Source organism: Neorhizobium sp. BT27B (assembly GCF_050455485.1).
Classification (GTDB): Bacteria; Pseudomonadota; Alphaproteobacteria; order Rhizobiales; family Rhizobiaceae; genus Neorhizobium.
The window spans coordinates 1017212-1043313 of the sequence record NZ_JBCIYT010000001.1; the positions used below are offsets into that span (position 1 = coordinate 1017212).

General features: G+C 56.5%; 22 protein-coding genes and 1 pseudogene. 13 read left to right on the forward strand and 10 right to left on the reverse strand.

Annotated elements, in window-relative coordinates; genetic code table 11:
* The first annotated feature begins 143 nt into the window (after positions 1 to 143).
* Positions 144 to 905, forward strand: coding sequence for a helix-turn-helix domain-containing protein (locus AAIH70_RS05230; protein WP_430033362.1), 762 nt, complete (start codon positions 144 to 146; stop codon positions 903 to 905).
* 563 nt (positions 906 to 1468) lie between these two features.
* On the opposite strand, the gene AAIH70_RS05235 is transcribed toward AAIH70_RS05230, so the two are convergent.
* From AAIH70_RS05235 to gmd, 4 genes are read right to left on the reverse strand one after another with little or no spacing between them, the layout of a single operon-like run.
* On the reverse strand, positions 1469 to 2350 hold the full coding sequence (locus tag AAIH70_RS05235) for a glycosyltransferase family 2 protein (protein ID WP_430033551.1): 882 nt from the start codon (positions 2348 to 2350) through the stop codon (positions 1469 to 1471).
* 51 nt (positions 2351 to 2401) lie between these two features.
* Positions 2402 to 3145: a glycosyltransferase family 2 protein gene (locus tag AAIH70_RS05240; protein ID WP_430033365.1), complete on the reverse strand. Its 744-nt coding sequence runs from the start codon at positions 3143 to 3145 to the stop codon at positions 2402 to 2404.
* 2 nt (positions 3146 to 3147) lie between these two features.
* Entirely contained in the window at positions 3148 to 4101 is a 954-nt protein-coding gene (locus AAIH70_RS05245; protein ID WP_430033368.1) for a GDP-L-fucose synthase family protein, read from the reverse strand.
* On the reverse strand, positions 4085 to 5167 hold the full coding sequence (gene gmd / locus AAIH70_RS05250; RefSeq protein WP_430033371.1) for a GDP-mannose 4,6-dehydratase: 1083 nt from the start codon (positions 5165 to 5167) through the stop codon (positions 4085 to 4087). The genes AAIH70_RS05245 and gmd overlap by 17 nt, the downstream gene beginning before the upstream one ends.
* Positions 5168 to 5532: 365 nt before the next feature.
* On the opposite strand from gmd, the gene AAIH70_RS05255 reads away from it, so the two are divergent.
* The 10 genes from AAIH70_RS05255 to AAIH70_RS05300 all read left to right on the forward strand — a co-directional run bounded on the left by AAIH70_RS05255 (position 5533) and on the right by AAIH70_RS05300 (position 17204).
* Positions 5533 to 6516, forward strand: a complete 984-nt coding sequence (locus AAIH70_RS05255; protein WP_430033374.1) for a GDP-L-fucose synthase family protein — start codon at positions 5533 to 5535, stop codon at positions 6514 to 6516.
* A 59-nt stretch (positions 6517 to 6575) separates the two neighbouring features.
* Positions 6576 to 8522: a glycosyltransferase family protein gene (locus AAIH70_RS05260; protein WP_430033377.1), complete on the forward strand. Its 1947-nt coding sequence runs from the start codon at positions 6576 to 6578 to the stop codon at positions 8520 to 8522.
* A 35-nt stretch (positions 8523 to 8557) separates the two neighbouring features.
* On the forward strand, positions 8558 to 9346 hold the full coding sequence (locus AAIH70_RS05265) for an ABC transporter permease (protein ID WP_430033554.1): 789 nt from the start codon (positions 8558 to 8560) through the stop codon (positions 9344 to 9346).
* A complete protein-coding gene (locus tag AAIH70_RS05270; protein WP_430033380.1) occupies positions 9336 to 10664 on the forward strand; it encodes an ABC transporter ATP-binding protein in 1329 nt (442 codons plus the stop codon). Before AAIH70_RS05265 ends, AAIH70_RS05270 begins: the two co-directional genes overlap by 11 nt.
* On the forward strand, positions 10657 to 11880 hold the full coding sequence (locus tag AAIH70_RS05275; protein WP_430033383.1) for an FkbM family methyltransferase: 1224 nt from the start codon (positions 10657 to 10659) through the stop codon (positions 11878 to 11880). Before AAIH70_RS05270 ends, AAIH70_RS05275 begins: the two co-directional genes overlap by 8 nt.
* A gap of 162 nt (positions 11881 to 12042) precedes the next feature.
* Entirely contained in the window at positions 12043 to 13032 is a 990-nt protein-coding gene (locus tag AAIH70_RS05280) for a glycosyltransferase family 2 protein (protein ID WP_430033386.1), read from the forward strand.
* Positions 13029 to 13751: a class I SAM-dependent methyltransferase gene (locus AAIH70_RS05285; RefSeq protein WP_430033390.1), complete on the forward strand. Its 723-nt coding sequence runs from the start codon at positions 13029 to 13031 to the stop codon at positions 13749 to 13751. The genes AAIH70_RS05280 and AAIH70_RS05285 overlap by 4 nt, the downstream gene beginning before the upstream one ends.
* A complete protein-coding gene (locus AAIH70_RS05290) occupies positions 13748 to 14152 on the forward strand; it encodes a GtrA family protein (protein WP_430033393.1) in 405 nt (134 codons plus the stop codon). The genes AAIH70_RS05285 and AAIH70_RS05290 overlap by 4 nt, the downstream gene beginning before the upstream one ends.
* Positions 14153 to 14253: 101 nt before the next feature.
* Entirely contained in the window at positions 14254 to 16668 is a 2415-nt protein-coding gene (locus tag AAIH70_RS05295; RefSeq protein ID WP_430033396.1) for a hypothetical protein, read from the forward strand.
* A 266-nt stretch (positions 16669 to 16934) separates the two neighbouring features.
* A complete protein-coding gene (locus AAIH70_RS05300) occupies positions 16935 to 17204 on the forward strand; it encodes a hypothetical protein (protein ID WP_430033399.1) in 270 nt (89 codons plus the stop codon).
* Between the two features lie 28 nt (positions 17205 to 17232).
* On the opposite strand, the gene AAIH70_RS05305 is transcribed toward AAIH70_RS05300, so the two are convergent.
* Positions 17233 to 18372, reverse strand: coding sequence for an acyltransferase family protein (locus AAIH70_RS05305; protein WP_430033402.1), 1140 nt, complete (start codon positions 18370 to 18372; stop codon positions 17233 to 17235).
* Positions 18373 to 19117: 745 nt separating this feature from the next.
* Here AAIH70_RS05305 and AAIH70_RS05310 point away from each other — a divergent pair.
* Positions 19118 to 19843 carry an IPT/TIG domain-containing protein gene (locus AAIH70_RS05310; protein ID WP_430033405.1) on the forward strand — a complete coding sequence of 242 codons (726 nt, stop codon included), beginning with the start codon at positions 19118 to 19120 and terminating at the stop codon, positions 19841 to 19843.
* A 378-nt stretch (positions 19844 to 20221) separates the two neighbouring features.
* Here the strand turns inward: AAIH70_RS05310 and AAIH70_RS05315 are convergent, their stop codons facing one another.
* From AAIH70_RS05315 to AAIH70_RS05325, 3 genes are all read right to left on the reverse strand, one after another.
* Positions 20222 to 21343 (reverse strand): glycosyltransferase family 4 protein, encoded by a 1122-nt coding sequence (locus AAIH70_RS05315; protein WP_430033557.1) that lies wholly within the window; start codon positions 21341 to 21343, stop codon positions 20222 to 20224.
* A gap of 72 nt (positions 21344 to 21415) precedes the next feature.
* Positions 21416 to 22843, reverse strand: coding sequence for a mannose-1-phosphate guanylyltransferase/mannose-6-phosphate isomerase (locus tag AAIH70_RS05320; protein ID WP_430033408.1), 1428 nt, complete (start codon positions 22841 to 22843; stop codon positions 21416 to 21418).
* Between the two features lie 63 nt (positions 22844 to 22906).
* The gene (locus AAIH70_RS05325; RefSeq protein ID WP_430033410.1) at positions 22907 to 24328 is read right to left on the reverse strand and encodes a phosphomannomutase; all 1422 of its coding nucleotides are present in this window, start codon (positions 24326 to 24328) and stop codon (positions 22907 to 22909) included.
* Between the two features lie 149 nt (positions 24329 to 24477).
* Here AAIH70_RS05325 and AAIH70_RS05330 point away from each other — a divergent pair.
* Positions 24478 to 24796, forward strand: a pseudogene (locus AAIH70_RS05330) (tyrosine-type recombinase/integrase); the annotation flags it as partial.
* A 14-nt stretch (positions 24797 to 24810) separates the two neighbouring features.
* Here AAIH70_RS05330 and AAIH70_RS05335 read toward each other — a convergent pair.
* Positions 24811 to 25224 carry a type II toxin-antitoxin system VapC family toxin gene (locus AAIH70_RS05335; RefSeq protein WP_324185713.1) on the reverse strand — a complete coding sequence of 138 codons (414 nt, stop codon included), beginning with the start codon at positions 25222 to 25224 and terminating at the stop codon, positions 24811 to 24813.
* Positions 25221 to 25469 carry a plasmid stabilization protein gene (locus tag AAIH70_RS05340; RefSeq protein ID WP_324185714.1) on the reverse strand — a complete coding sequence of 83 codons (249 nt, stop codon included), beginning with the start codon at positions 25467 to 25469 and terminating at the stop codon, positions 25221 to 25223. The genes AAIH70_RS05335 and AAIH70_RS05340 overlap by 4 nt, the downstream gene beginning before the upstream one ends.
* Between the last annotated feature and the right edge of the window lie 633 nt (positions 25470 to 26102).

Sequence of the window (26102 nt, forward strand, 5' to 3'; positions counted from 1 at the left end):
CAAGCACTTAGCCAGCGTTGGTCAAACAGAAATTGGCGACATTTTGCGCTTGTGCCGACCAGTCAACCGCGCTCAAACACAGCGCTGTATCAGGAGCCGGCTCACGCCGGCTCTCTGATGGCCTCCACTGACGGGAGGCTGGCATGAGCGCGTCTAGACCATTTCGAGAAGTGAAGCTGCAGTGGCTCCAGCAGTTGAGTTGCGACAAGGAACTGAGCGACAGCGCTCGATCGATTGCGCTGCACATCATCACCACACATGTAAACGGCCACACCGAGAAGGCGTGGCCGTCTTATCAAACGATTGCCGAAGCGACCGGCAAGAGCGTCAAGACCATTCAGCGCGCGGTCCGCGAACTGGAGCTTAAGGGCTGGTTCGAGATAAAGCGCGGTAACGGCGTTGGGCACAACACGGAATATCGTCCCTCTGCAGCATCGATAATACGCGCAACAGAGGCCCGCGAAAAGACGGACAAAATTGTCCCCCTTCATCCGCGGGAAGGCGGTCAAAATCGTCCTGTGAGGCGGTCAGATATGTCCAGTGAAGGCGGTCAAATATGTCCACCAAACCTAGAGAAAGAAAAAATATATAAATCTAACCCGCGCGAGGGCGCCCCTCCGCGCAAGGAGGCGCGACGGGCCATCCCGCTTGTCTTTCTGGACGAGCGCAAAGCGAAACAGATCTCGTTGTGGCGCGCCTGGCTGCACCGTTACGGCCTCCCGTCGCTTGAGGCTGTCAGAGCCCGAACAATGCGAGGTGGAAGGTTCGGTTACGACTTGCCCGGCTACTGGCCGCCAGAAGATGGCAACGTCGCAACCCTCGACTGGATCGCGTTTTTTCAACGCTGCGGCGGCAGTGGCTGCACAAAAGCTTTTGAGACCATCGAGCTTCTCGAGGCCTCGTGATCAGCGTTGCACATACCCCGCTTAGCAACTTCCGTTATTTCAGCGCTGGCAATGGCATTCGCATAAAGTAGGTATTTCACCTAAACTACCTAAGTAGCTTGGAGACTTGATCATGAAGCAGTTTTCTTTTTCCGACATGAACCGTGTTTCGGGGAAATTCTCGAGAAAACCGGCTTATCACGGTCGCCACCCGCCAGCTGAAATTGCCATAAAGCGTGTAATCGGAAGACAGCAACCGGATGCCATGTTCCTTCATTTTGCCTTTCAAGAAATGCGCCAGCTCTCCCATCTCGATACCGAGCGCCTTAGCCTCCGCGCAACAGACGGAAGTCCTAATCGGCTGCACCTCAATCGAATGCTCGCATGCGCGCGCCCGAAACCCGTTCGCTGCGTGCCAACCATCGCAGAGGCAGCAAGATTGCGATCCATTCAGTCATCGACAGATGCACCACGCCTCTTACGAGGAGTTTGGTCATGCTGCAGCATCGCACAGCCCGATGCGCTGAATGCTAACTTTACGGTGCCTGAGCTTAAGGTATCTGAAAGATGGGTACTACAAACGCTTACCTGCGACGCGAAATTCGATAACGCAACTCTAGCCAACGTGCCATCAGAAGGAATGGCGCGATACGCGCAATGATGCACCAGGGCTTGGGCGAAAAGCCCAGTTCGCGACGCCGGATGGTGTCCATTTCCTTCAGCCCGGTCGATGACATCTGGCTGGATGTCTTTTGCAAGCCGTGAATGCGAAACAGACCCAGGAACGCCGGAATATGTGCCATCCGGACGCCACTGGCGGAGAGTCGCAGCAGAAAGTCCCAATCGATGGCGAATGAGAAACTTTCGTCAATATGGCTGTCGACGATATCCCAAGCCTCTCGCTTCCAGAACAAGGTCTCTTGAGGAACGAAATCAGCCCATTTCAGAACTCCTTGGGAGTGTCCGGGCAGAACCCAACGGCCGATCTCGCGTCCTGCCTCATCGATGACGATACGGTTCCCATAGACTACTTGCACGTTGAGGTTAGCCTTAAAATATCTGTGGATGCGCGCCAGAGCGCCCGGGGCAAGCATGTCGTCGGAATTGAGCCAAGCCATGATGTCGCCGGTCGATCGCTGAAAGCCCTTGTTTATCGCCGAAGCCTGCCCGGTGTCTTTTTCGCTCACCCACCACGCGAGCTTCGATTCGTATTGTCGGATCACTTCCAAGGTGGAATCCGTTGATCCTCCATCCACCACGATCAGTTCTAAATTCGGATATTGCTGATCGACGATCGATTTCAGGGTATCACCAAGAAAAAGCCCCTGATTGTAGGACGGCACGACAATCGTTATGCGCGGAGGGTTGTCTGGTATGGCGACAGGGTGTTCGGCTTGGCTAGGAAAGGCAACAACGCGCGGGTCGTAGGTACCTAATTGGCCTATCCCCGGTCGCAAATAGCGCATGATTCGCAATGAAACCCCATCCTTCGCAATGTATATTTTGCTCGCGACCTATTACTTGATGAGCGACTTGTACCAAACCGCGTATGGCTGGGCTATCCACCATTTTAAAGGCACATGGCCATTATGCTTTCGTACAATCGCGATTGCTTCGCGATAATGGCGACGTCTTTGTGTCTTCGTTTTCGTGTCGTCGTGCTCGCGATTGATGGCAACGAAATCGTCAAGAAAATGCAGCGCGCCCTGGTTTTTGAACAAACGCCACCAGAGATCATAGTCCATAACCATATGCAGCTTTGCGTCCGCTCCGCCGACCGCCTCCCAGGCGCTTCGCCGTATCAGGGTAGCGGGCTGCGAGATAAAGCAGCGTAGTGAAAGTCGATATTGGCTAAACTCCTCGACCCAGACGGGGTATCGCCTTCCAGTCTCTTGAACTTGATTCCAGGCACGTCCATAGACCGCCGGCGCGTCTGTCGCGCCCTCCAGCGCTGTTACCAATTTCTTCAACGCACCAGGCAGGAAAAGGTCATCACTGTTCAACCAACAGACATAAGGAGCTGATCCGAGTGCTATCCCCTCGTTAATTGCCGCGGCCTGACCGTCATCTTGGTGACTACGCCATCCGGAAAGCCGGTCTTTCCACTTTTCGATCACGTCTGCGGTACGATCGGTCGATCCGCCGTCCATCAGAAACACTTCGATCGGCAAATCCTGCTCGAAGATCGAACTCAGCGCCTCGTCGAGAAACTGGCCCTGATTGTAGGATGGAACGGCGACAGTAACCAAAGGTCGCTGCATTTTTACCGGTCCAAACTTTTGAGATAATCGGCGTAGGCCATACCGATCCCGTCCCGCAAGGAGGTCTCAGCCTGCCAGCCGAGCGCAGACAGCCGTTCGACACTCAAAAGCTTGCGGGGCGTTCCATCCGGCTTGCTCGCATCGAAGACTACTTTGCCGTCAAATCCTACGATTTCCATTACTGTATGCGCCAGTTCACTGATACTGACGTCGGTGCCAGTGCCGATATTAATCAAGCCTTCCGACACGTCGTTTTCCATAAGATAAACGCAGGCGTCAGCGAGATCGTCCACATACATGAACTCCCGCATCGGTTGCCCGGATCCCCAAACGGTCATCTGGTTGTCGCCGCGCACCTTGGCTTCGTGCGCCTTGCGAATTAGCGCTGGTAGGACGTGCCCGGTTTGCAGATCGTAATTGTCATTAGGACCATAAAGATTGGTCGGCATAGCACATAAATAATTTGTTCCGTACTGGCGATTATAGCTCTCACACAGCTTCACGCCAGCGATCTTGGCAATAGCATAAGGCTCATTCGTTTGCTCGAGTGGCCCCGTCAGCAAGCTCTCCTCGTGAATTGGCTGAGCGCTGTCGCGTGGATAAATACAGCTTGAGCCGAGGAATAGAAGGTTTTTTACGCCGGTGCTGTAAGCGGCGTGAATCACATTCGCCTCAATCATCAGGTTACGATAAATGAAGTCGGCGCGGTAGGTTTGATTGGCATGGATGCCACCCGTCAGAGCTGCCGCCAGGAAAACATAGTCGAATCTCTGCTCCTCGAAGAACGCCGCTGTCCGAGCCTGATCCATAAGGTCAAGCTCGACACGGGTTCGCACGATGATGTTGTCGTAGCCGTCTGCTTCCAGACGGCGTACAAGTGCAGACCCGACCATCCCCAGATGCCCTGCGACATAGATTTTCGCTGATCGATCGAGCACCTTACTCGTGATAGTCATAAGCAGAATATCCGCTCTTTTTCACCAATTCGTCGCGCTCCGCGTTGCGCAGATCTTCACGTGCCATTTCGGCAACGAGTTCGTGGAAGGCAGTCTTTGGTGTCCATCCCAGCTTTTCCCGCGCCTTAGTCGGGTCGCCGAGCAGGGTTTCTACTTCGGTCGGTCGGAAATAGCGCGGGTCGACGCGTACAACCACATTTCCATTCTGATCAGTGGCCGTCTCATCGACGCCTTCACCCTTCCAGGTCAGGCTTATCCCAAGCTCGTTGGCAGCCGCATCTACGAACTGGCGAACGCTGTACTGGACACCCGTGGCGATGACAAAGTCTTCCGGCACTTCCTGCTGCAGCATCAGCCACTGCATCTCGACATAATCGCGCGCATGGCCCCAGTCACGCAATGCGTCCATGTTGCCAAGGTACAGGCAATCTTGGAGATTTAGCTTGATGCGGGCCAAGGCACGAGTGATTTTACGTGTCACGAAGGTCTCCCCACGCAGCGGCGACTCGTGATTGAACAGGATGCCGTTGCATGCGTAGAGACCGTAGGCTTCACGATAATTCACCGTGATCCAGTAAGCGTACATCTTGGCGACGGCGTAGGGGCTACGTGGATAGAACGGTGTTTTTTCGGTCTGTGGTGTTTCTTGAACCAGACCGTAGAGTTCTGATGTTGATGCCTGGTAGAACTTTGTCTTTTTCTCAAGGCCCAGGATGCGGATGGCCTCAAGGATACGCAATGTGCCTATTCCATCGGCGTTCGCTGTGTATTCCGGCGTCTCAAAACTCACAGCTACGTGACTCATCGCCGCGAGGTTGTAGATCTCGTCCGGCTGAATGCGCTGGATGATACGGATAAGATTCGTCGAATCTGTCAGGTCCCCGTAGTGGAGGATAAAGTTAGCATTGTCGACATGAGGATCTTGGTAGAGGTGGTCGATACGGTCGGTATTGAAAAGCGAAGACCGCCGCTTGATACCGTGAACGACGTAACCTTTCTTCAGCAGAAGCTCCGCCAGATAGGCGCCATCCTGGCCGGTTATGCCGGTGATAAGTGCGACTTTCATTCGTTCTGGTTCCTCATATGGATACGTTGGCGACGCCTCAGAGCCGACGAACGGTTCCCGATCAGGGATATTCGGAGCCTCGGATTATCTACCACCGCGAAATTCGTGCGTCTTGCGTTCTCGCGATTTATAGGGGTTGATGCCTCTGGTCAATTGTGGCTTGGCTCCATACGTCATTGCGCTATCGAAGAAAGCTGGTTAAGGGATCACTGCGTTTGCACTTGGCGGAGATCCTGCAACGTCGCGCTCGCCGTGGCCGGCTGCAGCACCAGTGGGCGCAGTGATGACGCGCGACGCACGGCCAGATTTTGGCGCTACATCGACGCTGACAGAGTTCGGATTAAATATGGTTGAGGCGGAAAGAAATGGCAGCGGAAGGCTCGATTAACTCGTTCTCCGGGCGGCGCGTATGGGTCACAGGACATCGGGGAATGCTCGGCTCCGCCATGATGCGCAACCTCGAGACATCGGGTGCGACATTGCTGGTCGCCGGCCGTGCGGAACTGGATCTGACGGATGCCGTCGCGGTCCGGCGCTGGATGGAAGAGAACCGGCCGGAGCTGGTCTTCCACATCGGCGCGAAGGTCGGCGGCATCCATGCTAATGCAACGCTCCCGGCCGATTTCCTCTACGACAACCTGATGATACAGACGAACGTCATCGACGGCGCACACCGGACTGGCGTCGAGAAGCTGGTGTTCGTTGCCTCGAATTGCACCTATCCGACCAATGCCGAACAGCCAATCACTGAGGAGGCGATGCTGACCGGCCCGCTGGACACCAATATCCGCGCTTATGCAGTCAGCAAGATTGCCGGCATCGAGATGTGCCGCGCATATCGCACCCAGCACGGTTCCAATTTTGTCGCCATTATTCCACCGAACCTCTACGGCCCCGGGGACAATTACCATCCCCAGCACAGCCATGTGGTCGCCGGCATGTTGCGTCGCGCCCATGAGGCTAAGCATGCGGGGGCCCGCGAGTTTACCGTATGGGGCGACGGCACGCCGCGGCGCGAGCTGCTGCATGTCGATGACCTCGCGGCGGCACTGAAATATGTCATGCTGGCGCCAACCACGCATGAACTTTACAATATCGGCTGCGGCCACGATCTTCAGATTTCCGAACTGGCAACATTGATTGCCGAAGTCGTCGGTTTCGAGGGAGAGATCGTCTACGACCGGTCCAAGCCCAACGGCACCATGCGAAAGTTGCTTGACAGCAGCAAAATCAGAGCGCTCGGCTGGCTTCCCGCAGTCGATGAGCGCGCTGGGCTCGCCACCGCCTACGCGGACTTTCAACGTCGCCATACTGCACTCGCGCAGGAGCAAGCGCCACACCGCTTCTGAGCCCGTTATCGCCCGATGACCGTGGGTCTCACGCAAGCCAAATTGCTAGGAAACACAGGATGAACATGGACGTCTGGGTCCCCACAGGCATGCTCAAGCGTTTTGCCGTCGTCAAGCTCTGGCCGGAGCTGAAGACGGCAGAGGATGAATGCATTGCGCGGCTGAAGCTCGCCGCCGAGGCGCTCGGCATCGAATGCATCGAGGTGCATTCGGACGGACGGCTGATCTCCGATCAGGACACCATCGTGTCGAAGCAACTCGTGGACTTCGTGCTGCATCTGCATTTCGACACGCCGAAGAATTACGACGCTTTCTCTTTCGTCGCGCTGTGGAACCCGATCAAATTCTATCACGAGTGGGGTTATTTCCGTTGCTCGCGCAACCTCGTCACCCATGACGATTTTATCAGCTGTAGCTCTAGCGCTGCGGATGACCATGTCAATCGAATGATCCGCGGCACCGGAACCCACCTGTCGCCGCGCTTTCATCTCTATCATTCGACACCCGACATCGTTCATCGACCGTCGCTCGGGGACGGTATGCTTGCCTATGCCGGCATCAACTGGGATGCGCTGCGCGGCGGCCGCTCCCGCCACCAAGAAATGCTAAAACAGCTAGATACCACCGGACTGCTTAGGATCTATGGCCCGACGGTCTTCCAGGGCGTCAAGGTCTGGGACGGATACCAAAGTTACGTGAAGGAAGTGCCCTTCGACGGTGTGTCGATGATCGACGAGATCTCTAAGGCAGGCGTCTCGCTGGTGCTGTCGTCGCAGGCTCACAAGGATTCCGAGCTTATGTCGAACAGGCTGTTCGAAAGCATCGCCGCTGGTGCGCTGGTGATTTGCGACGAGAATCCGTTCGCCAAGAAGTATTTCGGTGACTCGCTACTCTATATCGACACCCGCGGAACTACCGAGGCGACGGTCGCCGAGATCTTGACGCATCTTGATTGGGCCAAGAGCAATCCGGCCGCGGCACTTGCAAAGATCGAGCGCACGCAGGAACTTTTCCGCGAAAAATTCAGCCTGATCAGCAATCTCACCGACCTCTACAGTAATCTCGACCAGCGCAAGGCAGAGCTTCTGAAGCTGCAGTTCGGGGCCGAGGATACGGCACGGCTCAGCGTCCAGCTGAACCTGCTTATGCCGGTCTACTCTTCCAAGGTGCTGCGTGCCCATCTGGCGAGCGTGGAGAGCCAGGACTATGCAAATGTACAGGCGGTGCTTCGGGTCGACGAGGTTGAACTCGTCGCGCATCGCGCCGAGATCGAGCGGCACATCGAAGGCTCCGGCGCGTCGGTGAGGGTGGTGGGCGTGCATTTCACCGATCGGCTGGAGGGCGCGTCGGCGACCTATCCACGCATGATGGGCCGGGTGATCCAGGATGTCGTTGCGGATGCGGCATCCTGCGATGCGGTGGTGATCGTCGCGCCCAACGAGACCTTGCTCTCCAACCACCTGACTGTCCTGGCCGCCGCGCTGCAGCGCGACCATACCGCCCAATGTGTTGCGACCGCGGCAATCCTCAACAATGGCACCGAAACGGTCCACTCAGTCAGCGAACTAATCGATTTTGGCCATGTCGACAAGAACAATCCGCCCGGCTACGGGCGCTTCATCTTCCGCGTTGCTGGGCTGGCGAAGGATCTAGGGATCGCGCTGCCCTACCTGCACGGGCGCCCACTGGCCGTTCTGCGCGGCGACAATCCGATCGAACAGCAATTGCCGGCCACCATCAGCATAGATCTGACCGAGGAGTTTCCGAAGCGGACCTGGGACGATGCCGCTGAGGACGAGGTGATTCGCAGCTTTAGCCCGCACGCGCTTGTGCCGGCGGTAGGAACGACGCCGGTCAGCCCGGCCGTCCAATTGCTGCCGGTTGTCACTCGAGGGCGGATCGGGCTTCTGATGAGCGGGTTCTGGTGGAAAGCCCAGTACCATGCTCTGCGTCGGCATGGAGTGCAGGCTCGGATGTTGGCTGTGAAAAGGAAATTCCTCGGATGAATCCCCACGCGTCTGCCTCCGCTAGCTTGGGCTCGATGGCGGCCAGCCTTTTGCGGAACCGAGACCTAATTCTGCAATTGACGAAGCGAGATGTAGTGGGTCGGTACAAGGGATCTGTTCTCGGCGTTTTCTGGTCCTTTCTCAACCCGATTATCCTCCTTGTAGTCTACACCTTCGTCTTCTCTGTGGTATTCAAGGCGAAATGGGGCGGCGTCGATGAGGATCGGGCGCAGTTCGCGGTCGTCCTTTTCGCGGGGATGATCATTCACAGCCTCTTTTCCGAGGTGTTGCTGCGAGCTCCGACTCTGATCGTGTCAAACGCAAGTTATGTCAGCAAGATACTTTTCCCGATCGAGATTCTGCCGGTCATTACCATGGGAACGGCATTCTTCCACGCCCTCGTCAGTATCTTGGTACTTGCTGTAGCGATAATGGTAATAAGCGGGTCGCTACCCTTGACGATCGTTTGGGTGCCGCTCATCCTTATGCCGCTCATCCTCATGGCGCTCGGCTTTGCTTGGGGCATTGCCTCGTTGGGCGTCTTTCTCAGGGACGTGGCACAGCCAATCGGCTTGCTAATGACGGTGCTTCTCTTTGCGTCGCCGGTCTTCTATCCGATTTCCGCGCTGCCCGAGGGGATTCAACCTTGGCTGCTGCTAAACCCCTTGACCTTCATCATCGAGCAGATGCGCGCGGTGATGATCTATGGTCGGGTGCCGAATTTCGGCACGTGGTCGCTCTATTCGGTCGTCTCAATCTTCGTTGCCTGGGGCGGCTACGCATGGTTCCAGAAGACAAGGAAGGGCTTCGCCAATGTCCTCTGACGTCGCGATCGACATTTCTGGCCTATCCAAGCGGTTTGAGATCTATGAGCATCCACGCGATCAGCTGAAGCAGTTCCTCATCCCGCGCCTGAGGCGAGCCGTAGGTGCTGGTGTACGCGATTACTTCCGCGAATTCTGGGCCTTGAAAAATATCAACCTACAGATCCGCAAGGGCGAATCATGCGGCATCGTCGGTCTTAACGGCAGCGGCAAGAGCACGCTGCTGCAAATCATCACCGGCACGCTCCATCCGACCCATGGTCGCGTCGAGGTTAACGGTCGCGTTGCGGCGCTGCTGGAACTCGGATCAGGCTTCAATCTAGAATTCACAGGGCGTGAGAACGTCTATATCTACGGGGCGGTGATGGGCTTCAACAAGCGCCAGGTAGATGCCCGGATCGAGGATATCGAGGCATTTGCTGATATCGGATCCTATATGGACCAGCCACTCAAATCCTATTCGAGCGGCATGCAAATGCGCGTTGCATTTTCTGTTGCCACAGCCTTTAGTCCTGACATTCTGATCGTCGATGAAGCCTTGGCGGTAGGGGATGCCTATTTCCAACAAAAATGCTTTCACAGGATCGAACAATTCAAGAAGGCCGGAGGTACGCTGCTTTTCGTGTCGCATGATGCCAACACGGTTAAACAGCTCTGCGACAAGGCAGTGCTCCTCAGCCACGGTGATTTGCTCAGCGAAGGATCGCCACGGACGGTCATCGATCTCTACCAGGGACTGATCGCCAAGATGACCGACTTCGGAGATCGCAAAGTCGAGGTGAAGCAGAGGGAAGAAGACATCGCGCAAGCGGAGGAGCAGACTTCCACCTGGTCAAAAGCAACGACGATTACCACTGACAATAACGTAGAACTGATCGACTTTTGGCTTCGGAACGACGCTGACGAGGAAGTCATCCACCTACACAGCGAAGAAGAACTCGTGGTCGGGTATCGCGTTCGTTTTAAGGAAGCGTTTGATCGCCCGGCCTTTGGCCTGATCGTCCGCGACAAACTTGGCAGGTCCATCTTCGAGACCAGCACATATGCGATGCGAATGGCGATTGATCCTATCGGGGAAGAGCAGGTAGCGACCGTTCGCTTCACCTTCAAGTTCAATCTCCGAGCCGGTCAGTACTCGTTCTCCGTCGGAGTCGCCAATCGAGGATTCTCCCGCAGCGAGTTCGAGCAGATGAGCCTGCTGATGCACGACGTCCAGCAGCTTCAGGTCCTCGACTGTCCAACGGCGGCATTCTACGGCGGGATCTACAACATGAATCCCGGGGTCGATGTGATGATCGAGGGGAAGCACCATGTTTAGCCGTCTGCGTGCCATGATACGCGTACGGGCGCTTCTTGCGGATCTGGAAAGCTGCAGATCGACGGTGGCGGAGCAAGGCCGGCAGATTGCATCACACGCCGAAAGTTTGGCGCACGTGACTCGGCTGGTCGATGAGAAGTCGTCTCTTCTGGAGGACCAGGCGACCCTTTTTGTGGAACAAGCACGACAGTTAACTGAGGCAAGGCAGGTAATCCAGCACCAAGCATCCCAGCTCGCTCAGCTTGATCGGTTCGGCATCCTGCTTGCCCATATTGAGAAGCGGGTCTTCTCGCCTGAGGTGCTTCTTGATATCAGCCCGCACATCAAGCGTAATATCCTGCCCAATGATGACGCGGCCCTGCAGAAGCTAATGATGGCGACCTGGGCAGCTGACCCTAAATCGGTGCTTGACTACGCCGACCTGCTGGCCAGCGGCTTTCGGGTGTTCTCGCAGAACGACGAGGATGGCGTTCTCTTACGGATCTTCAGCAAGATCGGCATGACGAACCGCTACGTGCTGGAAATCGGCAGCAATTGCAGCGGATCCGACATCGGCATCCCGGAAAACCTGTCGGCCAACCTGATTATTCATCACGGCTGGCATGGTGTTGTCGTCGAACTTGATCCGGTAGAGTGTGAGAAGATGCGCTACTTCTTCTCGCGCAACCTCGCGACAAAACACTTTCACATGACGGAGGGGGAACGCCATAGCTATTTCTCCCCCAATATTCTCCAGCGGGAAGTGACGCCTGACAACATCGACGCGCTGTTTGCCGAAGCGCGAGCTCCTGCCGAACCCGACCTCTTTATCATTGACATCGACGGCGGCGACTATGCTGTGATGGAAAGTCTCTCTACGGTCAGGCCACGCGTCGTGGTCGTCGAATTCGAAAAGCGATTCCGCGAGCGGTTTTGTGTCGTACAGCCGGATCGGGCAAATTTCAGCCGGCGTTATCCACAATCGGGAACGGCTAGCCTGAGCGCCTGGCAGGCACTCATGGGCGCACGCGGCTATGCGCTGACAGCCATCGCGACCTGCGGATTCAATGCCTTCTTCGTTCGCAACGATCTGGCTGAAGGTCAATTCGCGCCGCTAAGCGCGGATGCTGCTTTCGACCAGCACCCGCTGTTGTCCACCGCGCCCGACAGTCTGTGGCTCGAGCCGGACGACACATGGGTCGAGATCCGGCATGAAGGCAGGTTGCCCACCGCTTAAGATGCGCTCGCTGCTCACCGTGGAGGCATTCCTCCCCTGGCGACGCCTCAAGGAGTGTTACGGCTTTTAACGATCCTTATGGTCAACCAGAAAATGCGCCCTTGTGTTCGATTGCCGCAGCCGATAACTGAAGCGAGGGGAAGATCGAGGCGTTCGAGGGAAATGACACATTTGAAGATATCGGTCGTGGTCCCGTGCTACAATGAAGAGGAAGGCTTGGCCGAACTCTACAAGCGTGTCACCGCGGTCTGTCAGGCGACGGTGCAGAAGTCCTACGAACTGGTGCTGGTGAATGACGGCTCCAAGGATCGGACCTGGGATCTGATGCGCACCTTCAGTGCTACAGATGTTCATATCGTCGGCATCAACCTCTCCCGTAACCACGGCCACCAGTTGGCGCTGTCCGCCGGCCTGAAGATGGCGCGCGGCGAGGCGATCTTCGTCCTGGATGCGGATTTGCAGGACCCTCCGGAACTGCTGCCCCAGATGCTTCTGCGCCTCGAGACCGGCAACGACGTCATCTACGGCCAGCGTATCAAACGCGAGGGCGAGACGGGCTTTAAGCGCCTCACTGCATTTGCCTTCTACCGCCTGCTCAACCGGATCGTCGACATTCACATTCCGCCCGATACGGGGGATTTCCGATTGATGAGTCGGCGTGCGCTCGACGTGCTCAACAGCATGCCAGAGCACCATCGCTTCATCCGCGGCATGGTCAGCTGGATCGGCATGCGCCAAGAAGCCTTTCCCTACGAACGGGCCGCCCGCTTTGCCGGCGAGACAAAATATCCGCTGAGCAAGATGATCCGCTTTGCTATCGATGCGATCACGGCGTTCTCCACGCGTCCCTTGCGCTTTGCCACCTATACAGGAATGTGCTTTGCTCTACTCGAAGTGTTTCTGATCCTGTTCGTCGTCTACCGCTATCTCGCTGGGCATACGATCGAGGGCTGGACATCGCTTGCCGTGATCATTCTGGCCGTCGGCAGCATCCAGTTGTTCGTGGCCGGCATGATGGGAGAGTACCTGGGCAGGCTCTACATGGAAGCCAAAGGTCGGCCGTTATTCATCATCCAGGACATTGTTTGTTCCGATGAACTGGTCCAGCCGCAATCGATCACGCCCACCCCCCTGACGGAACGAAGAGCATGACCGAGAGTCGACCCCACTCCGAGAAGACGCTGCAGGCGGAGTTCGATCTGTTGGCGGACGAATACCGGCAGGTGCACAGCCAGAACATCGCCATCACCGGCGAAGGCCCGGAATATTTTTCTGAATACAAGATCTCAGATCTGCGGCGGTACGCAGACAAAGAGCACCTTGCCGGCAGCCAGATCCTCGATTTCGGCAGCGGCATCGGCAATTCGCTGCCCTACTTCCGCAAATACTTTCCAGACGCGACGATCAACTGTGCCGATGTCTCGTCGCGCAGCATCGAGATTGCCCAGACCCGCTTTCCGGGAAACGAGAACTATCTCCTCATCGACCGGGGGCTGCCACTGGCGGACAACAGCCAGGACATCGTCTTTTCTGCTTGCGTCTTTCACCACATCCCGCATGGCGAACATCACCACTGGCTGACCGAACTCGCCCGGGTCACGAGACCGGGCGGGATCCTGGCAATATACGAGCACAATCCGCTCAATCCGCTTACCCTGCGCGCCGTGAACACGTGTCCGCTGGACGTCAATGCCCATCTGATCCGCGGCGGCGTGATGCGCAAGCGCGCGCTCGATGGCGGCTGGCAGGAAGCCGACGTCGCGTACAAGGTGTTCTTCCCGTCCCTGCTGGGAGCGCTCCGACCGGTCGAGCAGCATCTCGAGTGGCTGGGATTGGGCGCGCAGTATCGCATGGTCGCGCGCAAGGCATGAACGGGCTGGTCCGGCAGCTTGTCCGCTTCGGTCTTGTCGGACTTGTGAACACATCGGTCGGCCTACTTGCCATCTACGCCTTGATGTATGTGTTCCAGGTTAGCCCTGGCTTTGCCAATGCCGGCGGCTATGCGCTAGGCTTGTGCATCAGCTTCCTATTAAATCGGGACTGGACATTCCAGGACAACAGCAAGATCTGCCAGACGCTTCCCCGCTATCTCGCGGTCGCCGCTGTCTGCTACAGCCTCAACCTGGCAATCGTCCTGTCTGCCGTGCACATGCTCGGCATCGATCCATATGTTGCCCAGTTGCTCGGTATCGTCGCCTATACTGCCTGCATGTTCGTCGGGTGCAGGCTATTCGTGTTTGGCGCAAGAACGTCCCACACCAACACCATATGAAAGCTTGTCTTGTGAACGAGTCGTTGCAATCATCTCCCGAGTCTGTTCGGCGGCTATGGCTCACACGGCTGACAGTCGCCGTATTCTTAACGATCGTTCCAATGGTGCTCGCCTGCTATTTTGCTGGACTGGCAGGTTGGAACCTGTCGGTGCCACTGGCTTACGTCGGCGGAGATGACGTCTGGCAGTTCGTGCTGACCAAGGTCTTGGTGGATACTGGTTGGATCCTATATAACCCCTTTCTTGGCGCACCTGATATTGCAAGTTGGCATCATAACGCTGCGGCTCAGACGAGCGCGTTGCATTCTGTTTTTATGCTCGGCCTTTCCATGTTCATTGGCGATGCGGTAGAGCTTCAGCAGGTCTACTATATCCTCAACTTTTCGCTGATTTCTGTCAGTTCCTACGTCGCCTGCCGCCTTATGGGAATAGGGCGACAGCCTGCAGTCGCTGTCGGTCTCCTGTTTTCGTTAACGGCGTTTCGGTTCAACGCCGGCCACTACGCATTCATCGCCAACTATTTCGCCGTCCCTGTGGCGCTCGTTCCGCTCTTCTGGCTCCTCTCGGGACGCTATGCACGCATTTCACAGGGCGAGGGGAGCATACCATTCAGAATTCGCAACCTCCTGACGTCACGCGAGTTCCTGCTCGGATTGCTTTTCATCGTTGCAGGCGTAACCACCGATGGATATTTCGCCTTCTTCTTGCTGCTTCTCTTCGGCTTCGGGCTCGGCGTTCGATTGATCTCCGGCGCTGCGCGCCAGCCTATGGAGCTTCTGGTCCCGTCAACCTATCTGACGACCATCCTCCTTCTGTCTATGCTGCTGCAGCTTCCCCTCGTTGCCTACCAGAAAAGTCACATCGACGAATTCATGCCAGGAGGTGTCAAGGATACCACGCTGATTAAGCATCCGTTCGAAGCGGAAGTCTATTCGACCACGTTGAAGATGATGATAGCCCCACCGACGGACCACCGGGTTCCGGTTCTGGCCCATCTTGGAAAGTATATGCTTCAGTCCAGCGAAGATGCCCGTCGCTTCAAGACCGGTGGCACCATGGTGCCGCTTGGACTCGCGGCGTCGCTCTTTCTGTTGGGATCCTTCACGCTAATGGCTGCACCGGCATGGCGTCGTCGCTTCGTCGATTGGCTCTCGCGGCGCCGGGGCGGCGACGCGCAACCCACACTCGACGCATTCATCTCCGTCGCCTTCTTTGCCTTTCTCTGCTCCATCATGGGGGGCGTTGGTAGTCTGATTGCACTCGTGTTCCCGACCATCCGGGCCTATGATCGCTTCCCGGTCATTCTGATCTTTACCCTGTTGGCGGGCGCTGCCTATGTTGCAACATGCGTGAGCAAGCACGTCAACGGGCGACGGAGCGTAATTGTCGCGGTGGTGGTCGCTCTTGTTGCGACGCTGGGCATCCTCGACCAGGTTCCGATCGGCGCTAAGAAGCGCTCGAAAGAGGTCGAGGAAAAATTTCTCGCTGAGCGGCGGTTTGTGCAGGGAGTCGAGGGATCAGTTTCGCCGAACTCGATGATCTACCAGTACCCGCATTCTCAATATCTGCAGAACAGCACCTATTACGGCTGGGGATCGTTCGCCCACGTACGCCTCTACCTTCATTCCAAGGCCTTGCGCTGGAGCAATGGCGCCTCAAAAAACAGCCCGGTCGAGAACTGGCACTCGCGCATTGCGCAACTGCCGATGGATCAAATGATCGACGAGGTCAGGGCTGCCGGTTTTGCTGGAATGATCATCGACCGGTCGGTCGTGCCGGACGCCGAATACCAGCAGCTGGCGTTGCGTCTCGAAAGCCGCGGTCTGACCGTCACCAATGATGTTCCAAGCAAACTCGCTTTCGCCAAGCTCACCTCTTCAGGGCTGCGTCTTGAATACGCGAAAGACTATAGCCAGGCGGATCGACTTATCGTTACAGACCGCACGAAAATTGACCCGAGCGCCCTGCCATCGGCACTCGATGACCAGACAGTCGCACGCTGGCTGAGGGATGCCTACCCCGGTGAGAACACTTTCACTGTCGAGCGGGTCGGTCATCCCGATGTATTCGTCACCGCAAAGGAAATCGAGCAGGGTACCGGCCTTGCACCGGCGGATCCGCCGTCCTTGCTGCAAGGCACGCTCTCCTGCCGTCCGCTGGCGGGTGGCGATGAGGTTGAACTCACGCTGGAAAACAAGTCACGCTTCGATTGGACGCTGCGGTCGGGCCCTTACCCGATCGCGTTCGGCGTGCACGTAAAGTCGGCCAGTGGCGAGATGATCCGCTTCGACGATGGTCTGCGTTTCCCGCTGGAAAAGAACGAGCCGGCTGCGGTGCAGAAGCAAGTCGAGAAGGTCGTCGTCAAGCGTGGCCAGGCGACCAAGCTGGTCCTGTCAATGAAGGAACTCGTTAGTCGCGATCTGCCGAGCGGGCCGCTGACGGCCCAGTTCGCGCTGGTCCAGGATGGCAACGCCTGGCTCAACGGCATCAGCTGCGAGGTGCCAATATCAAAATAGATTAGCCTCCTTTGTAAGTCGGAGATTGCAGCCAAAGCATGATCCGTCACGCACGCTTTCCAGAACACCTGCCACGCAAGCGTCATCGTCGCCCACGAATTGCGCCTGCTACGGATCGGCCAAAAGGTCGAACCAGGGCGAGGATTCGCGAGTTGTCGAGGATCAGCTGTTGACCTGGCCGCGCTGAAAGCAGGACTGAGGGCGCCGTCGACACGGAGGCTGAGATCCAACGCTTCAAATACATCACGCCGGGCGCCGGCCAGGCCATGACCTACCAACAGAAGGTGGAAGAGGTTCGTGCGCTGGCGCAGGCCCCAGAGCCGAATGCTGCTCATCACCCGATGCTTTCCGTTGAGATTGGCATCACGGCTCCAAGCCTCGCCGAGGTTGCGGCTGTCGTTCTCGCGGCCTATCAACAGTGGCAACAGATCGGCGCCGCGATCGGGGCTACCCGGCTGGGCGCAAAGGCGGCGATTAGCCTCGCTACGTCGTCTGAGGAAGCTGAGGTTGCATACAGCTCCATACATTGGCCTTAGCCTTAGAACAGGCAGGCAATGATTCGATCTAAGGTAGCTGCGAGCGGTATGCAGCCGATGCGGCCGCTGTAGGGTGCGGCGGGCTTTGCCATTTTAAGTGGTTTGCACGTCTGTCGATTAGCAACACCATCGGGACGGCGATTGCGACCGACGCGACAGCGAAGAGAAGGCCTGAAGGCTGAAAGTAGGTTCCCAGCATCTGGATTACCTGGAAGTGGACAATGTACACCGGATAGGAAAGATCACCGATAAAGCCGTCTACTTTTCCGCCGGAGGTGAGGGAGAAAAGTATTGGTATCGTGAGTGTTAGCCCGACAAACTGCCACCATGGAAAATCCGCAGTTGGGAAAAGCGTATCACCAAATATTGCAACTCCTCCGAAGGCGCAGACCATCAAGCCAAAGGATATTCTTGGGCGCCGATCGGAAGAAGTGATTTCCATATAAGCACCGGCCAGCAGGCTCCCCAGCATAAAAAACCAGAGGTGGTCCGGTGCGCGAAGGTGTTCGAGCGCGAGTGGAAGCCCGAGGTACCACACGAGCCATAACCAGGCCCTTCCGAGGTAACCGGTGGCGCTAAGAGCCAAGATTACCGCCGACAGCAATGGCCTTGTCACTACCCAGGGAGCGACGAGATAGAAAACAATTTCAACTCCGATTGTCCAATACTGGCCGATGAAGATGAAACCCATTGCCCAGGCTCCATCGGCCGATCTTGGGATCAACTGACCCGTTTCCCTAGCTAGATCGAGCGCGAGAAACGAATCAATGAAGAGGCCTGTAATATTCCCTAGTGCAGCTAGTAAGAGGGTGCCCGATGAAGCTGCATTCGCATGTTCACTCCAAAACATGGCTGCTTCACGCGATCCGTCGATAACCACTTTCTGATATTCAATGGCGGTGGCCACCGTGAGGTACAGCAAGACGGTGATGATGAGCCAGGCCCAATACATCGGGTAAAGCCGGATCGCCCTATTCCAATAGAAGTGCAGCCGGCCCAAGCGCGTAGCGGCATACTTCTTGTTCAACCCGACCGTTATTAGAAATCCGGAGATCGTGAAGAAGACGAGAACCGCTCCTGCCCCATCCAAAAGATGAATGCCTAGAAGAGTGGTCAGCCCGTGGCTCATTACGACGCTTAACGCCAGATACAGTCTGAGTACGCCCATTTTTGCCTCACCGATAATGAGATTTTAGGGGCCTCTTCGGTAAAGAGCAACAGATTACAGGCGCAGCGACGCAGCGATTTCGAACGCAGGGAGGATCTGGTGGTGTCTTGACTACTACGAGCCTTCCCTTTTCAGAAGCTATCCCTTTTCGCTTGGGAGAAGAAACAAGGCTGAGTGCAGAAGTGCCCGGTCAGGGACAAATCGGAACGTTGACTTCAATGGTTGGCATGGTTGCAATTCGTTCAGCAAATCCGTGGTCTGCCGACCGTATATCGATCCAGTCCTGAATCATGCTGCAGATTTCGTTGCAAAAGATGTCAACTTGGATTTGCAGCTTTCCTCCGGGGGAGGATTTCAGGTGGGAGATACATCCGTTTCCAGGAGGCGACGAGATAAAAAAGTGATCGAGCGACCGCCGTGGCACATGGTCCTTAAGCCGAGTGGTTCCCTCATGACAGAACGCGGCGGGGACCATGCTTTCGCTCTCATCAATCTTTCGACAGTGATATTTTCCGCAGAGGAACGGTCCGAAGGGTCAGCTCAAGACCAGCAATCATAAAATGCAGAAACAATCCAACACACCTTAATTTTATAATATATTGCTAAAACATCACACTCTTATCAAAATCAACCATTCCGCGCATTAGTCATCAGACATATTTCCAGCTTCTTGCTATCCAAATTGAAGGCTGAGTCGTTTTGTCTTGCGTCGCTCTGACCGGGTTTTCAACCAGGGGGATGCTTGATGCCGATTTGTGCGCGTTCTGGACCAGTTCGTTTTCCGTCAATCCGGATTTCATCGAGACATCACCCTCGCATCATAGTCCGCCAACTCGCTTCGGCTGCATATCTGCTGATCCTGTGTAGCATCTTCCTCCTTCAGGCCGCAGCTGCCCAAGCGGCACCAACGATCACCCTTGTTTCTCCCAACACAGGCTCCACCGCTGGTGGATCGATCGTGACCATCACCGGCACGGAATTTACCGGCGCGACCGTCGTCAGGTTCGGCACTTCGGCCGCCACATTGGTGACTGTTGTCAACGCGACCACGATCACCGCCAGAACGCCTTTTCGCCTGACAGCCGGAACCGTGGATGTGACGGTGGTTGCGCCAACAGGAACGATCGTTGCAGCCAATGCCTTCACCTATGTCCCTGAAGCCCCGCCGACAGTCCTTCTGGTCGCACCGCTCACCGGCTCGACCGCCGGCGGTACGAGTGTCACCATCACCGGCACAAATTTTACCGGTGCCACGGCCGTGAGCTTCGGAGGCGTTGCGGCGACAAATGTGACCGTTGTCAACGCCCTCACAATTACGGCGACAACGCCTGCGCATGTTGCCGGTCTGGCTGGCGTTTCGGTCACCACACCGGCCGGCACAGGATCGGGCCTTGGCCTGTTCACCTATGTGCAGCCGCCGCCATTAGTGGTTCTTGCCACGCCGCCAATAGGGTCAACGGCCGCTATCTGACCTTTTACAATAGCCGACGCCCACATTCCTCCCTTGACCGGAAGACGCCGGATCAGGCCTACTTCAACGCGCTGGCACCAATGATGGTGGCGGCATAATCGAGGCGGAAATCCACTTCGCAAAACGCCCGAAACTGTTCAGACAAACCGAACCACCTCTGCCTGTCGGTGAACATGCAGTTCGAGAACGACTGGGACCTCACGCTGGATTACCGGGCAATGTTTGGAGAGGACGGCAATGCGGACCACACGGTGGGGGCGCAGCTGAGGGTGAAATTTTAGCTGAACAGAAGCATCCGGCGCGGAAAAATTCTGCGCCGGATCAATCCCAAAGCTAATGATCGGGCAACCGTATCAGATGGAAAGAAGAGGGCCGAGATTAATTGACGGCACATAATGAGAGCTTTCGGTACAACACCGAATATCTCTCGACCATGGACTTTGAGGCCAGCATGTCGACGTAGTGTTGTCTTGCAGAGATCGGATAGTCTTCAACCTCGGCTGTTTTCTTCAATACTCGCATCATCGCCCGAGCCAGAGCCCTGGCATTCTGCGGTGGCACCACGATCCCCGTTTGCCCGTCCTTGTTGACGAAGCTCGTGCCTGTGCCGATCTCGCAAGTGATCATCGGCTTGCCGAACATGGCGGCCTCCACCAGAGAAAGCCCGTAGGCTTCCGACCTCAGATGCGACGGAAATACAAATGCCGTGCACAGCTCCAAAAGAGCCGCCTTGTCGAGATCGCTGACACCACCCAGGAAATGCACATTGGCCAGACCGGCGTGAGCAGCCTGCGCCTTTAGCTCGCCCTCCATCGGCCCCTCCCCGGCAATTAGGATATCGGCATCCACATCCTTTGCCGCCTCAATCAGGGTGTGCAGGCCTTTGTAATAGCGCAGCACGCCGACGAACAGGAAGAACGGCTTTGGAAATCGGGCCTGCCAGTTGGCCTTCAAATCGTCCGACGCGCGAGGGTAATCCGCCTCGTCGAGGCCAATCGGGATGACCTCAGTCTTGTCCCGGAAGCCCTGCAGCACTTCGCTGCTCTCCAGATAATTCGGCGAGGTCGCGATGATACGATCGACGCTGCCGAGGAAGCGATGCATCAGCGGCTTGTAGAGCCGCAGAAGCAGCTTCTGTTTGACGATATCGGAGTGGTAGGTGACAACGCTCGGCTTTCCCGGCGGATGCAACACATGCAGCAGGTCCATGAACGGCCACGGAAAATGGTAATGAACCACGTCGGCCCTGACGCTCAGGGCCTTGAATTTGGCAATGACATCCAACGAGAAGCCGGTGGAGGCAAATTCGAAATCGAGTTTGGCCTTGTGCGCCATATGCCCGTCGAACTCGACCGTATTGGCTATCGGATCGCGGCTAAGCGACAGTACATCGGACTGGATGCCATACGCCAAAGATCCCTTGGCGATGGCATGGATCGTCCGTTCGACGCCGCCGAAAGTATCCGGATAATACGTCTTGAAGACATGGAGAACGCGCATTTCAAAGCCTCGAATGCATCGTTGCCCGACGCCGTCCACCAAAGCAACTGCGCCGAGAGTTGATTTCGGGCTTTACCCGCGACCGAATTCGTCGGAGACCCGAACGATATCGTCTTCGCCGAGATAGGAACCTGTCTGCACTTCGATCATTTCCAGCATGATACGACCGGGGTTGTAGAGACGATGAAGGTCTCCCTGCGGGATATAAACGGATTCGTTTTCGCGCACGAAGGTGACCTTGTCGCCAACAGTCACTTCTGCCGTGCCCTTGACGCAAATCCAGTGTTCCGAACGATGGAAATGTTTCTGCAGCGAGAGCTTTTTGCCAGGTAGCACGAACAGACGCTTCACCTGGAAACGGTCACCGTTGAACAGCGAGGTATAACCGCCCCATGGACGATAAGAGGTCGGGTGAGTTTCCGTCAGGCTCGATGTCGCCTTGGCCTTGGCCAGGTATTTTACCAGCTTGCCGACTTCCTGCGCTTCGTCGAGGCGGCCGACATAAACGGCATCTTCGCTGGCGATAACCGCGACGTCCTTCAGTCCCTGTACGGCCAGATGCGAGGCGCGCGACAGAACCAGAGAATTTTCGGTGTTCATGACCGTGGCATGCCCGATGACGACATTACCATTCTCATCCTTTTCGCCGAGTTTCCACACGGCATCCCAGCTGCCGAGATCCGACCAAGTGAAAGAAGACGTGACGACCGCGGCATTCGTGGTCTTTTCCATGACTGCATAGTCGATGGAGATGTCCGGGCTTGCGGCAAAGCTCGCCTCGTCGAGACGGACGAAGTCAAGATCGACCGCAGCCTTGGCGACGGCGGCACCTGCTGCCTCGTGCACGGATGGTGCATAGGATTCGAGTTCGCTCAGGAACAGATCGGCGCGACACATGAAGATGCCCGAGTTCCAGAAGAACCCGCCTGCGGCCAGCATCTGCTCAACAGCGGCAGGTTGCGGCTTTTCGACGAACCGCTTGACCTTGTGGGCGCCGGTCGACAGAGCCTCTCCCTGCTCGATGTAACCGTAACCCGTAGCCGGTTCGGTCGGTTCGATGCCAAAAGTGACTATTTTGCCTGAGGCAGCGGTCTGAAGTGCCGTTGCGATCGCATCTCTCCAATCATTGCCGGCATCGATCTCGTGATCGGAGGCAAGAAGCAGAAGAATGGCATCTTCACCAAAGGTCTGCGTCAGGTGGAAAGCGGCAGCAGCGATAGCAGCAGCCGTATTGCGCGCCACCGGCTCAAGAATAATGGCTGACAGATCGACGCCGACTTCGCGGGCCTGTTCCGCTACCGTGAAGCGAAAGTCCTGGTTGGTAATCACGACGGGCGCTTCATAGACAGCGCTGTCCACGACGCGCTCCAGGGTTTCCTGAAACAGCGTCTTTTCGTCGACCACCTGGATGAACTGTTTCGGTGCGCTGGAACGCGACAGAGGCCACAAACGCGTGCCTTTGCCGCCGGCCATGATAACTGGAATGATCTTCTGGGTCATAAAATATCTCCGGTGGTCGGACGGATCGTGTTGTAGTCGGGCAACCTTGAATAGGCAATCAGCTCAATGCGTTTCAGCCCATTGACGCACAAGAGACAGACCCTTGCCCAACAGCAATGATGCCGCAGCTTCGTCTTCCGCCTCCACATAACACCGCATTTCTGGCGCATTGCCGGAAGGGCGTAGGTGAATGACGGTTCGATCAACAAGCGTCACGCGCAAACCGTCGATGTCGCTGATCGAACCGACGTCACCGAGCGGAGCAAGGAAGGCGGTAAGATTTTCAGGTGCTTCCCGTAGATGCGCCATTAGCGCTGCACTGGTATCGACGGAAAAATTCTCCAGCCGGTCAGCAGCAGCGACGGGCAAACCAAATCCCTCAGCGATGACGGAGAGCGGCTTGTCGCGTCCTTTGGCGAGAGACAGCGTTGCCAGAACCGGCAGAAAGCTGTCGCGCGTAGGAAGGGCGGTCAGCGTAGCGGCATTGGCAACGAAGAACGCTGATTGGGTCAGAACGCCGCCATTGGCCTCGAACCCCATCACACCCGTCTCGCCGGCCGCTGCCGCCTGGTTCATGCCTTCGATAACAAACGGGGAACCGACTTTGGTGCGCGTGACACGATATGTGCCGGCCGCCTCGATACCGGAATTGGAAGTGACCGGTGTGACGACCACCTTTGCATCGAGAAAACGGGCGACGATAAGGCCGAGCAGGTCACCGCGCAGCGGCGTGCCAGCTTCATCGGCCACTAGCGGTCGATCCCCATCACCATCGGCAGAAACGATAGCGTCGAGGTTGTGCTCCTGCGCCCATGCCTGCAAAACCTCGATCGTCTGGGGCGACACCGCCTCGGTGTCGACCGGAATGAAGTGCTCCGAATGACCGAGCGCGACGACCTCTGCACCGTAACCGGCGATCACATCGACAAGACTATCGCGGGCAACCGTGCTGTGCTGGTAGACACCCACTTTCAAGCCGGAAAGAGCGCCTGGCGTCAAAACTGCGCGGTTGCGCGACAGGAAAAGCGCCTGCGCCTGGGCTTCCTCATGCAAGGCGGCACCTGGTGTCAGGTCGATTATACTGTCAGAAATTTGTGCTGCGATGCGGGTGATGGCAAGCTCGTCGGTCTTGTCGATTTCACCATCCGGACGATAGAACTTGATGCCGTTGCGATCGGCGGGAATGTGCGATCCTGTTACCATCAACGAAGGCGCGCCTCTCGACATCGCATAAAGCGCCAGTGCCGGCGTCGGTATCGCACCACAATCAACCGGCGTCAGACCAGCTCGCGCCAAGGCGCCAATGCAGGTGGCTGCGATATCGGGGCTGGAGGGCCGGTAATCCCCGGCAACATAGATGCGATCACCCGGCTTTACGAAGCCGGCATCCAGAAGATATTTTGCAAAAGCGGTTGCATACAATACCGATGCGTGACCTTGGAGATCCGTTACCAGGCCGCGGAGCCCGCTGGTGCCGAACTTCATGAATGCTCCTAAAACTTGGTATTTGTATTTTCGGTAACGTGCGGCGTCACTCTCGCAACTCGCCCTCGTGTTCACGACGGTAACTCCCATTTCTCTCATATGATCCGGCACGTTTGTCAAACGAGACTTGGCCGAACTCGGGCTATACCCTCGGCGCCTGGTTGGAGATGGCGAAAATCGATCGTGGCCCTGTGTTTCGCAAGATCGATCGCTGGGGCAATATTGCCAACCGCGCTTGATCCGCAGGCCGTCAATGCCATCGTCAAGCAGCGCGCCGAGATGGCTAAGTTGGACAGCGGGGAATTTTCTGCACATGGGCTGCGATCGGGCTATCTGACCGAGGCAGCCAATCGCGGCATCCCCCTGCCCGAGGCGATGGAACAGTCTCGGCATCAGTCGGTGCAGCAGGCGTCCACCTATTACAACAACGCAACGCGCCGCAGTGGTCGCGCAGCGCGACTATTGTAAAGGCTAATTCAGTCTTAGAATTCCCAGGGCGAGATCAGTTCCAATCCTGTCGTCTGGAAATCCTTGAGGTTGCGTGTCGCCAGACGGCCTCCGTTGATCCTTGCGATCGCCGCGATCATGCCGTCGGGAGCAGACATTGCCCTGCCCTGACGGACCGCATCACCCATGATCTCACCGTACAACAGTGCCGCGTCTTCCGTGAACGAGAACATCCGGTCAGAGAAACGGCGGCGCCAACTCGAAAGCCCCTCCTCCAATCGGTCAGCGCGTTTATCCGGTCGGATTTTGCGAATACCAAAAGCGATTTCCGCAACAGCAACTGTGGGCAATGCAAGTTCCGCGTCATGGCGAACCAACCATGCGATAACCGCCGGGTCGGGCATTTTCTTCAGCGTCTCTGACACAACATTTGTATCCAGGAAGATCAAAGTTCTACGCCTTCGTGAGGAACTCTGTTTTCGTCGATGATGATTTCCAGATCGACATCTGTGCCCGATTGAGACGAAAGGCGTCGATAGAAATCCACAGCGAGCTCACGCCCTGCTTCACGAGATTCATATGTCTCGAGTGCACGTTCCACGATATCAGCGATAGTACGATTCTCGCGACGTGCAAGACGATGCGCAATATCGCGTGCTTTTGAACTGCGAACCGAAAGCTGTGGTGCGGCCATGTTCGTCTCCTTACAGCTCAAATATACTATCACGCACGCGTGCCATCAAGATGGCATTTGCAAGCTTGATGGCATGATCATCTAATGCCGCTTTGCATTTAGTTGCCAGGCTCCGCATCAATTGATTTCAACGAGATGGGCGAGAAGCAGCCAAATTTACTCCACATTGCGCGCCAGATGGGTGCTGCAACTTTTAGATATTCAGAATACTGCGCGTCCACCATGAGTTCAAAATGAAACAGGCTCCGCATCACGATGGCAATGTCATTGTTGGTCTGGTGCTCTTACTCCGAAACTCTGCTCAACAGGCTACTCTTCGGTGGAAACCTTGATGTCGCGCGCTACAAGCGCCTTCAGAAGCTTCGCGCTGGGCTTGCTGTTCAGTAGCATCCGTCGCGGGAGGTTCATGCGCCGGATGAAACCTTAAGCTGATCATCCAGCAACCGCATCCGATGACCATCGGTAAGTATCGCTTATCGGAAGTGAGCACGCCACCGGCCTGACCGACCTTTGTGGCTCGTCCTGGATGGGCGAAAACGCCCGGCTTTCTGGTCTTCAGGCGTATTCTGGCTTGGATCGATGGATGTGATTATAGTGCTGGCCTGAGAGTTTAGGATGTGGGGAAAGTACGTA